This is a genomic window from Kitasatospora sp. NPDC057500 (assembly GCF_042802195.1).
Classification (GTDB): Bacteria; Actinomycetota; Actinomycetes; order Streptomycetales; family Streptomycetaceae; genus Kitasatospora.
In genome coordinates this window covers 1-9498 of record NZ_JBHVER010000266.1, presented here as the reverse complement: position 1 = coordinate 9498, position 9498 = coordinate 1, and the positions used below count along the sequence as shown (strand labels likewise).

Genomic DNA, 9498 nt, shown 5'->3' with positions numbered 1-9498 from the left:
GGGCGGGCCGGGCGCTCGTCCCGCGGCCAGCGCGCCAGCAGCGCGGCGAACGCCGCCGAGCGGCCGGCGCAGCGCACCAGCAGCGCGTCCGCGTCCGGCAGTCCGGCGGCCGCCCGGACCAGCACCGCGCGGGCCCGGGCCGGGCGCTCCGCCGCGCAGTGCTCGGCCAGCCCGGCGACGGCGGCGGCCAGCACCTCCGGGTCCCCCTCGGTGGCCAGCAGGGTGTCCAGCAGCTCGCAGCGCAGGGCGTCCGCCACCGGGTCCGGCACCGGCCGGGACAGCACCTCGGCGAACGGCCGGCGGACGGCCACCGCCCGGGCCGCCAGGACGCTGCTCAGCAGCAGCCGCAGCTCCAGCCGGGCCGGCGCCCCGGCCACCGTCCCGTGCGCCAGTCGGCGGCCCAGGTAGTCGACGGCGACCGGCCCGGCCAGGGCCGGCCGGTCGCGCAGCAGCCGGGCCGCCAGTTCGGCGCCGCGCCGGGTGGCCAGCGGCGCCCGGGCGTCGGCCAGTACCCGCAGCGTCCCGGCCACCGGCGCGGCGGTCCGGTCCGAGCTGGACGGAGCCGGGCCGCCCGGGACGCCCAGCCGGTCGGCCAGCGCCGCGAGGACCGGCTCCGGATCGCTCTCCAGCGCCGGGGCCAGCGCCCGCACGGTCAGGAACCGGTCCTCGCCGCGCCGGTACGCGGCCAGCGCCGCCGGCAGGTGCCCGGCCCGGCTCCGCTCGTCCCGCAGCAGCAGCGCCAGCGCGGCGCCGTGCAGGGCCGGCTCGTCCTCCCTGGCCAGCAGCGCCAGCGCGGTGAACCGCAGCAGCTCGGGCCCGGCACCGCGGGCGTACGGGGCGGTGCGCAGCGCGTGCACCGCGGCGGCGACGTGCCGCTCGGGCCGGGGGTCGTGGCTCCAGCGGTCCACCGCGCGGCAGAGCGCCGACGGCTCCTCGACGGCCAGCACGGCCAGCAGCGCGTCCGCCCGGGGGTGCGCCGCCCCGGCCAGCGCCTCGGTCAAGTCGTCCAGCGCCAGCGACCGGTGGGCGAACAGCAGGTCGTGCGCGAGGTCGGCGACGGTGACCCCGGGGCGGCCCGGCAGGCCGCGCGGATCGCCGAACCAGGCGCAGAGCAGCGGCACCGCACCCGCCGGATCGGCGCGCAGCCGCCCGGCCGTCGCGGCGAGGAACGGCCGGTCCGGCCCGTCCGCGGCCACCAGCCGCCGGAGCAGGTCCAGGTCGCGCTCCGGCGGCAGCCCCAGGGCGGCCCAGAACGCCGGGCCGAACCCGCCCAACCCCGGCGCCGGAAGCCGCTCGAACCCGCCCGCGACGGCGGCCCGTTCGACGATCCGCTCGGCCAACTGCTCCAGCAGCGCCCGGTGTTCGCCGATGCCGGGGCTGGCCGCCAGGCCTTCGGTGAGCAGGGCGGCGGCCCACCAAGCGGGTTCGCTGCCCGGCGGGCGGAGGTCCACGGCGCGCCAGAGCCGGTGCAGCCACGGATCGAGGGCCGGCGCGCCCCAGGTCTCGCCGATCCGCCGGAGCGCGGCGGCCACCGGGCCGATCCGGTGGCGCGGCACGGTCGCGCACGCGCCGGGCGTCCGGAGCCCCGCCGTCCCGTCCACGGGCGGGGAGGGGGTGTCCGCGGCCTCGCCGAGCAGCAGCCGCAGCGCCGCGTCCAGGTCCAGGTGCAGTCCCTGCAGCCAGTCGGCGAACTCCCCGTGCGCGAAGCGGTGGCCGGACCCGGCCGGGACGAACAGCCCCTCCGCCAGGACGGCCGCCGCCCACCCGCCGGCCGCCGGGAACAGCTCCTCGAACGCGGCCCGGCCCAGGCCGCCCTCCCCGGCGCCGAGCATCCGCCGGGCCGCCTCGTGCACCCGGCCGGCCACCGCCGCCGCCGTCCGCCGCACCCGCCCGGTGCCCTCCCCGGCCGGCCGGACGGCGCCCCGTCGGTGGGCCCCGGGCCGCCGGGAACGGCCGTCCTCGGCGAGCCGCCGGGCCACCCGCAGGCAGCACAGGTCGAGGTGGGCGGCGAACAGCTCGCTGCGCCGTACCGGCTCCCCGCGCAGCCCCTCCGCCCACAGCTCCCCCGCCAGCCGGACCGCCAGCGGGTGCCGGGCGTCCGCCGGCGCCGGCCACCCCGGCGGCAGTCCGTACCGGCGCCGCACCCGGTCCGCCGCACCGTCGGGCAGCGGCCCGAGCCGCCGGACCACCACCCGCACCGTCCCCGCCCGCCGCCCCCCGCCGCCGACCGGCAGCAGGATGTCGCCCGCCGCCGCGCCCGGCGCCAGCCCCGCCCAGGCCTCCTCCCCGCAGGCGGTCAGCAGCCGCGCGCCGCCGGCCGCCAGCCACCCGGCGGAGGCCCGCAGCCAGTCCGCGCCGAGCGGCACCGGCGACTCCTCGGGACCGTCCAGCACCACCAGCAGCGGCCGTCCGGCCGCCGCGCAGAGCTCCGCCACCGCAGCCGCTCCGGGGGGCGGCACCTCCAGCCCGGCCGCCGCCGACGCGAGTGCCCGCTCCACCGCCCCCGCGAGCGAGAGGTCCCCGGCCGTCAGGTCGGCCCCGCGCAGCCACACCGTGGGCTGCGGGCACCGCCCGCCCCCGCGCCGCGCGGCCACCGCCGCCGCCTCGGTGCTCCGCCCCGACCCGGCCGCCCCGACCAGCGCCACCACCCCGGCGTGACCGGCGGGCTCCGCGCCCCCGAACACCACCGAAGACCCGGCGTGCGGCCCGATCGGCGCGCCCCCGCCCCCTGCCGCGCTCCCGGTCGTCAGCAGCTCGGCCCACTCAGCCAGGCCGTCGGGGCGGTCCACCCGGTCTGCCGCCAGGTCCGCCACCCGGCCCGGCCCGGCGCCCGCCGCCGAGACCTGGGCGGCGGTGAGCCTCAGCACCCCGGCGAGGTTGAGCGCGCGCCCGTACCCGGGAACGTCGGCCGCGTTGCGGGCCAGCACCTCGGCGAGCGCCGGCCCGACCGTCCCGGTGCCCGGCACCGGGACGGCGGTCGGCGGACCCGGCCGTCCGGGGGTGCGCAGCCCGGGCGCGACGACGGCGACCACCGCGCCGCTGCCGGCGTCCAGCACCGGCGCCCCGGCGGGCACGGCCGCCGCGTCCGCCGCCGAGGGCACGTCGAGCAGCAGGACGCCGCCGATCGGATGGAACCGGCCTGCCTGCGGGTACACCGCCCCGGTGATCGCGGCGGGGCCGCACCGCAGCAGCACCGTCCGCCCGTCCGCGCGCCCCTCGCCCCGCACCGGGACGGGAACCAGCAGCCCCTCACCGCCCCCGTCCTCCGGTGGGACGGCCAGCGGCAGCGGCGGGCCGGGCGGCCCGTCGGCCGGGTCGGCGCACAGCAGGGCCAGCCCGTGCCCGGGCAGCGGCCGGACGTGCTCCGGGCCCACCGCCCGGGTCCGCCCGTCGGAGAGGTGCAGGACGACCCCGTCGAGGTCCGCGACGGCCTCGTGGGCGGTGAGGACGGTGCCCTGCCGGTCGACGACGAAGCCGAGCCCGCGCAGCCGTCCGTCCCGGTCGCGGATCCGCAGCAGCGAACGGCCCGTGTCGCCCGCCCCGGCCTCGCCCGTCCCGGCGTCGGCCTCCCCCGAAGGGGCCCTGAAGCCCCGCAGTCCCGGCATGCCCGCAGCCCTCCCCGCAGGGCCGGCCGGCCCGGGAGCGGACTCGTCGCGGCGACCTGCTCGCCGCCGGGGAGCCTGCCCGGCGCGAGCACGGACCGACCGCGCCCGCGCCGGTCACGACCGCCGTTCACCTCGCGCGCTCCCCCGCACGGGTGAGGCCCCGGCCCGGGTCGCGTGCGCTCCGGTCAGCCGACGAAGACGGCGACCGGCCGGGCCTGGCCGCCCTTCTCCTCCACCAGGGCCAGGAAGGTGCCGTCCGGCCCGAACACCGCGATCGGCCCGTCCACGCCCATCCCGGGCGCCTTCAGCCGGGCGCCGTGCGAGAGCTGCTTCGCCTGGTCCGCGTCGAGGTCCCAGCGGGGGAAGGCGGCCGCCGCGGCCTCGGCGATCGGCAGCACCTCCAGCCCCGCGGCGGAGCCGCTGGTGACCGCTGCCTCCAGCTGGTCCAGGGTGCGCGCCGACTCCACCCCGTACGGCCCGACCCTGGTGCGCCGCAGCGCCGTCAGATGGCCGCCGACGCCGAGCCCGGCGCCGAGGTCCCGGGCGAGCGCCCGGATGTAGGTGCCGGAGGAGCACTCCACGGTGACGTCGAGGTCGATCACCGGCGTGCCGTCCTCGGCCACCGCCGCGCGCTGCCCGTGCACGGTGAACGCGTGGATGGTGGTCGGCCGGGCCGCGAGCTCGAAGTCCTCGCCCTCGCGCACCCGCGCGTACGACCGCTTGCCGTCGATCTTGATCGCACTGACCTTGGACGGCACCTGCATGATCTCGCCGGTGAGCGCGGCGATCCCGGCGTCGATCGCCTCCCGGCTCACCGCGTCGGCCGGGGTCGACGAGGTGACCTCGCCCTCCCGGTCGTCGGTGACGGTGGTCTGGCCGAGCCGGACGGTCGCCTCGTACGTCTTGGCGGTGAGCATCAGATGGCCGAGCAGCCGGGTGGCCCGCTCGACCCCGATCACCAGCACACCGGTGGCCATCGGATCGAGGGTGCCGGCGTGGCCGACCTTCCGTGTCCCGGCCAGCCACCGCAGCTTGGCGACCACCCCGTGCGAGGTGATGCCCTCCGGCTTGTCGACGATGACCAGGCCGTCCGGACCGGTGCCTTTGCGCTTCATCAAGTTCTCTCTGTCAAAGCCCTACACACATCAACCGCACCGCAAAGCTACCGAACCCGCAGCGCGGCCCGGAAACGCTCCACCACGACGTCGACGTCCTCCCGGGCCGAGAAGCCGGCCGCGAAGACGTGCCCGCCGCCGCCCAGCTCGGCGCAGGCGGCCGCGACGTCCACCGCCCCCTTGGAGCGCGAGGAGCCCCGCAGCGTGCCGTCCGGGTCCTGCTTGAGCACCAGCGCCACCTCGGCCTCGGCGGGGCGGCGCAGGATGTCGATCAGGCCCTCGATCTCCTCGACGGTCACGCTGAACAGCACCAGGTCCTGGTACGGCACCCAGGTCCACACCAGGCCCAGCCCGTCCGCCGCCTCCGGCTCGTAGACGGCCCGGTCGAGCGCCCCGGCCAGCACCTTGAGGTAGCCGAAGGAGGAGGTGTCCCACAGCTGCCGGGAGATGAGGTCCTGCCGGATGCCGGTGGCCAGCAGCCGCGCGGCGAGCTCGTGCGTCGCCGGGGTGGTGGCCCGGTACTTGAACGAACCGGTGTCGGTGGCGACCCCGGTGTAGAGGCAGGTGGCCAGGTCCTGGTCCAGCTCCACGCCGAGCCGGCGCAGCAGCTCGTCCACCAGGACGGCGGTGGCCGGGGCGCCCGGGTCGATCAGCTGGTGGGTGCCGAAGCCGGGGTTGGAGGCGTGGTGGTCGAGGACGGCCAGCACCGGCGCGGCGAAGGCCTTGTCGTGCAGCAGGCCGAGTCGGCTCTCCGCCGCGACGTCGAAGCAGAGCACCAGCTCGGGGCTGTCGGGCACGGCCGCGGCCGGCACGATCAGCTCCTGGCCGGGCAGGAAGGCCAGCGACTCGGGGACGATCTGCGGGTCGTCGCCGAAGGAGACCCGGACCTCCTTGCCCAGCCCGCGCAGGGCCAGCGCGGCCGCCAGCGCGGAGCCGAGCGCGTCGCCGTCCGGGCAGATGTGGCAGATCAGGTCGACCGACCGGGCCCGCCCGATCTCCGCGACCACCTGCTGCCAGACCAGCTCGGACCCGCTCTCCTCGGAGCGCGGTCCCGGAAGCACCGCGAGGGCGTCCTCCACCGTGTCGGTGGAGGACGCCCCCGTGGTCGAACCGGTACCGGCCGCGGAACCGGCCGCCGCCGGCTCACCCGCCATGACTACTCGTCCTCGTCGTCACGCTCGGACGCCGGGACCTTGTACGGGTCCGCGTCGCCGGCGTAGGTCGCGCCCGCTGCGGTGGTGCGCACCGCGGCGTCGATGGCCCGGGCCCGGTCGAGCAGGTCGTCGATGTTCCGGGCGTTCTCGGGCAGCGCGTCCGCGACGAAGGTCAGCGTCGGGGTGAAGCGCACCCCGGTCTGCTTGCCGACCTCGGAGCGGAGCACGCCCTTGGCGCTCTCCAGCGCGGCGGCCGTGGCCTCACGCTCGGTGTCGTCGCCGAAGACGGTGTAGAAGACGGTGGCCTCGCGCAGGTCCCCGGTCACCCGTGCGTCGGTGATGGTCACGAACCCGAGTCGCGGGTCCTTGATCCGGCGCTCCAGGGTCTGGGCGACGACCACCTGGATGCGGTCGGCGAGCTTGCGCGCCCTTGCGGTGTCGGTCACGTTGCCTCCTCGTGCAGTGGGCCGGGTACTCGGGCGTGCTGCGTGCCCGTCGGGGCCCCTGCCCCAAAGTACCGGCCCGCGCCCAGCCTTGTGGGCGCTCTCGGTCCTGATCTGTGTGAGAACGGCGACTCGCGCCGACCGGCTCCACAGTCCTCATTCGTCGTCGTCGTTGTGGTAGCGCCTCCTGGCGGAGAGCAGCTGCACCTCGGGGCGGCCGGCGACCAACCGCTCACAGCTGTCCAGGACCTCGGTGATGTACCCGGCCTCGCCGGACACCACCGCCAGGCCGATCTCGGCCCTGCGGTGCAGGTCCTGGTTCCCGGTTTCGGCAGCGCACACGCTGTACTTGCGCTGCAGTTCGGCCACGATGGGCCGCACGATCGACCGTTTCTCCTTGAGCGACCGGACGTCGCCCAGCAGCAGGTCGAAGGTGAGTGTTCCCACGAACATGTGTGACAGGCCAAGCCGGCCTGGAGGCCTCGGGGAGCGGCCCCGAACCGGACCGCTCCCCGGACCCTACACAGCAGGACCGGGGCCGGTCGACGGAAATTCCACCCGTCGACCGGCCCCGGCAGCCACCCGCTTACGCGCGCGGCTTCTCGCGCATCTCGTAGGTCTCGATGATGTCGTCGACCTTGATGTCGTTGAACGAGCCCAGGGTCACACCGGCCTCGAAGCCCTCGCGGACCTCGGTCGCGTCGTCCTTGAAGCGGCGCAGACCCTCGATGGTGAGGCTCTCCGCCACGACCTTGCCGTCGCGCAGCAGGCGGGCCTTGGCGTTGCGGCGGATGATGCCGTCGCGGACCAGGACACCGGCGATGTTGCCGAACTTGGAGGAGCGGAAGACCTCGCGGATCTCCGCGGCGCCGAGGCGCACCTCCTCGTACTCCGGCTTGAGCATGCCCTTGAGCGCGCTCTCGATCTCCTCGATCGCCTGGTAGATGACCGAGTAGTACCGGACGTCCACGCCTTCCTTGTCGGCCGCGGCGCGCGCACGGCCTTCGGCGCGCACGTTGAAGCCGATGATGATGGCGTCCGAGCCCATCGCCAGGTCCACGTCGGACTCGGTGATGGCACCCACACCGCGGTGCAGGACCCGGAGCTCGACCTCCTCGCCCACGTCCAGCTTGACGAGGGCGTCCTCAAGGGCCTCCACCGAACCGGAGACGTCACCCTTGATGATGAGGTTGAGCTGCTCGATGGAGCCGGCGGCGATGGCCTTGTCCAGGTCCTCCAGGGACACCCGGACCCGACGCTGCGCGAAGGCGGCGTTGCGGTCGCGGGCCGAGCGCTTCTCGGCGATCTGGCGGGCGGTGCGGTCCTCGTCGACGACGATGAAGCTGTCGCCGGCGCGGGGCACCGAGGTCAGACCGAGCAGCAGCACCGGGCGGGACGGGCCGGCCTCGGCGAGGCTGTTGCCGTTCTCGTCCAGCATCGCGCGGACGCGGCCGTAGGCGTCGCCGACCACGATCGAGTCGCCGACGCGGAGGGTACCGCGCTGCACGAGGACGGTCGCCATGGCACCGCGGCCCTTGTCGAGGTGGGCCTCGATGGCGATGCCCTGCGCGTCCTGGTCGGGGTTGGCCCGCAGGTCGAGCGAGGCGTCCGCGGTCAGGACCACGGCCTCCAGCAGCTGGTCGATGTTCAGGCCCTGGCGCGCGGAGATGTCGACGAACATGGTGTCGCCGCCGTACTCCTCGGCCACCAGGCCGAACTCGGTCAGCTGGCCGCGGACCTTGGTCGGGTCGGCGCCCTCGACGTCGATCTTGTTGACGGCGACCACGATCGGCACACCCGCGGCCTTGGCGTGGTTCAGCGCCTCGACCGTCTGCGGCATGACACCGTCGTTGGCCGCGACCACCAGGATCGCGATGTCGGTGGACTTGGCACCACGGGCACGCATGGCGGAGAACGCCTCGTGACCCGGGGTGTCGAGGAAGGTGATCGGGCGCTCTTCGCCGTTCACCATCGTGGCCACCTGGTAGGCACCGATGTGCTGGGTGATGCCACCGGCCTCGCCGGCCACCACGTTGGACTTGCGGATCGCGTCCAGCAGTCGGGTCTTACCGTGGTCGACGTGACCCATGACGGTGACGACCGGCGGGCGCGGGGCCAGCTGGTCCTCGTCGCCCTCGTCGGCGCCGAAGTCGATGTCGAACGACTCCAGCAGCTCGCGGTCCTCGTCGTCCCGGCTGACGATCTCGAGCTGGAAGCCCATCTCGTCGGCCAGCAGCTGCAGCGTCGCGTCGGAGACCGACTGCGTCGCGGTGACCATCTCACCGAGGTTGAACATGACGGAGACGAGCGCGGCCGGGTTGGCGTTGATCTTCTCCGCGAAGTCCATCAGCGAGGCGCCGCTCGACAGGCGAACGGTCTGGCCGTTGCCGCGAGGCAGCATCACACCGCCGACGGACGGGGCCTGCATGGCCTCGTACTCCTGGCGCTTCGCCCGCTTCGACTTGCGGCCACGGGCCGGACGGCCACCGGGGCCACGGCCGAAGGCACCCTGCGTGCCACCACGGGCACCCGGGCCACCGGGACGGCCGCCGAAGCCGCCGGGACGGGGACCGAAGCCACCGCCACCGCCGGGAGCACCGCCACCCGGACGCGGACCGCCGAAGCCACCGCCACCGGCCGGACGCGAGCCCGGACCGGCCGGACGGCCCTGGAAGCCGGGACGGGCACCGCCCGGAGCACCCGGACGGCCGCCGGGGCCACCCGGACCACGGCCACCCGGGCCGGGACGCGGGCCCGGACCGGCCGGACGCTGCGGCATCATGCCCGGGTTCGGACGCGGCATGCCCGACGGGGTCGGACGCGGGCCGGCCGGACGCGGCATGCCGTCGGGACGCGGAGCACCGGCACCCGGGGCACCCGGAGCGGCCGGACGCGGCGCGCCACCGGGACGCGGGGCGCCACCGGGACGGGGGGCACCGGCGCCGGGGGCACCCTGGCCACCCGGACGCGGACGGTCGCCACCGGGACGGGGGGCACCGGCGCCGGGGGCACCCTGGCCACCCGGACGCGGACGGTCGCCACCCGGACGGGGACGGTCGCCGCCCTGGCCGGCCGGAGCACCCGGACGCGCACCCGGCGCGCCGGGACGGCGGTCACCGGGGCGGGCCATGCCGGTGGCACTGCCCGAGGTGAACGGGTTGTTGCCCGGACGCGGACCGGC

6 protein-coding genes are annotated in these 9498 nt (G+C 76.6%); all 6 read right to left on the bottom strand.

Translation table 11 applies throughout. The features are described from left to right. The coding region (locus tag ACFU74_RS33715) for a serine protease (RefSeq protein ID WP_380763780.1) at nt 1-3605 on the bottom strand (3605 nt) is incomplete at its 3' end. 185 nt (nt 3606-3790) lie between these two features. Continuing rightward, a complete protein-coding gene (gene truB / locus ACFU74_RS33710) occupies nt 3791-4720 on the bottom strand; it encodes a tRNA pseudouridine(55) synthase TruB (RefSeq protein ID WP_380763778.1) in 930 nt (309 codons plus the stop codon). Between the two features lie 47 nt (nt 4721-4767). Then, nucleotides 4768-5874: a bifunctional oligoribonuclease/PAP phosphatase NrnA gene (locus tag ACFU74_RS33705; RefSeq protein WP_380763776.1), complete on the bottom strand. Its 1107-nt coding sequence runs from the start codon at nt 5872-5874 to the stop codon at nt 4768-4770. A gap of 2 nt (nt 5875-5876) precedes the next feature. Continuing rightward, nucleotides 5877-6320, bottom strand: a complete 444-nt coding sequence (gene rbfA / locus ACFU74_RS33700) for a 30S ribosome-binding factor RbfA (protein WP_350571237.1) — start codon at nt 6318-6320, stop codon at nt 5877-5879. Between the two features lie 153 nt (nt 6321-6473). Next, nucleotides 6474-6770, bottom strand: a complete 297-nt coding sequence (locus ACFU74_RS33695; protein ID WP_380763773.1) for a DUF503 domain-containing protein — start codon at nt 6768-6770, stop codon at nt 6474-6476. Between the two features lie 133 nt (nt 6771-6903). Further along, the coding region (infB, locus tag ACFU74_RS33690; RefSeq protein WP_380763771.1) for a translation initiation factor IF-2 at nt 6904-9498 on the bottom strand (2595 nt) is incomplete at its 5' end.